The sequence below is a fragment of the Falsiroseomonas oryzae genome (assembly GCF_027856955.1).
GTDB lineage: Bacteria > Pseudomonadota > Alphaproteobacteria > Acetobacterales > Acetobacteraceae > Falsiroseomonas > Falsiroseomonas oryzae.
This window is the reverse complement of record NZ_JAPSMD010000830.1, coordinates 1-1195: the sequence shown is the minus strand read 5'-3', so window position 1 is coordinate 1195 and position 1195 is coordinate 1. Positions and strand designations below refer to the sequence as shown.

General features: G+C 75.5%; 1 protein-coding gene and 1 pseudogene. One reads left to right on the top strand and one right to left on the bottom strand.

The window, feature by feature from the left end:
- The coding region (locus OZN99_RS32050; protein ID WP_270939230.1) for a DUF882 domain-containing protein at positions 1–494 on the top strand (494 nt) is incomplete at its 5' end.
- Positions 495–544: 50 nt separating this feature from the next.
- Here OZN99_RS32050 and OZN99_RS32045 read toward each other — a convergent pair.
- Positions 545–1195 (bottom strand): annotated as a pseudogene (locus OZN99_RS32045) (hypothetical protein); the annotation flags it as partial.

Sequence of the window (1195 nt, the reverse complement as noted above, 5' to 3'; positions counted from 1 at the left end):
CGGTCGGCGTGGCGGCGGCGCTCGCCGTGCCGCCGGCGCTGGCGCAGGCGTCGGCGCGCACGCTGCGCGTGCGCCGCGCCTTTACGGGCGATGCCTTCTCCGGCGTCTACTGGCGCGACGGGCGCTACGACCGCGATGCGCTGCGCCAGCTTGACCACGTGTTCCGCGACCTCTCCGCGGCGGAGACGACGCCGATGGATCCGCGGCTGTTCGACGTGATGGCGGCAGTTGCGCAGGCGGTCGATGCCGACGACGCCTTCGAGGTGATCAGCGGCTACCGCACGCCGGAGACCAACGCGGCGCGCTCGCGCCAGAGCCGGCGAGTCTCCACGGTGTCGCTCCACATGTCCGGCATGGCGGCGGATTGCCGCTTGCCGGGCCGCGTCAGCATCGAGGTGGCGCGCCGTGCCGCCGACCTCGAGCTCGGCGGCGTCGGGCTCTATCGCCGCGACGGCTTCTTCCACCTGGATTGCGGCCCCGTGCGGCGCTGGTAGCGCTGCACCCTTGAGCCTGGTCGTGGCGGTCGTCGCGGCGCGGCACCGCCTCACCCGCGCCCGAAGGCCCTCCACGCCAGCCCCGCGCCAAGCAGCGCCAGACCCGCGCCCGCCAGCCCGGTCCAGGCCAGCCCCGCCGCGGCGATGATCGCGCCGCCATAGGCCGCGCCGATCCCCTGGCCGCCGAGCGCCACCGCGCCGTTCAGCGCGAGTGCGACCGCCCGATCCTCCGGCGCCAGGTCCACCAGGCGCGTCTGCATCATCGGCGCCAGGGCGAACAGTGCGGTCGCGCCGGATAACACCAGCAGGGCCAGCGGCACCGCATGCCAGCCCGCGGGGGCACGCGCGAGCAGCAGCGAATAGCCGAGCAGCGCCGCCGCCAGCAGCGCCATCAGCGCCGTCGCCAGCACCGGCCCGCCTTCCCGCGCGCGGCCGCCGATGAAAATGCCGGCGATGCTGCCCAGGCCCACGAAGACCTGGATCGCGCCGATGCCGGCGCCGGCGATGCCGGTGCTGGCCGTCACGATCGGGCCGAGATAGGCGGCGATGCAGAACAGGCCGGAGAAGGCGAGCAGGTTCGTCGCCAGCACCAGCAGGATGGCCGGCCGCAGCATCCGCCGCGCCGAGCCCGCGCCGCCGCGGTCCGTCGAGGGCAGCGCCGGCAGGCCGAGCCGCACCGCCAGCGCCGCCAGCAGCGCGAT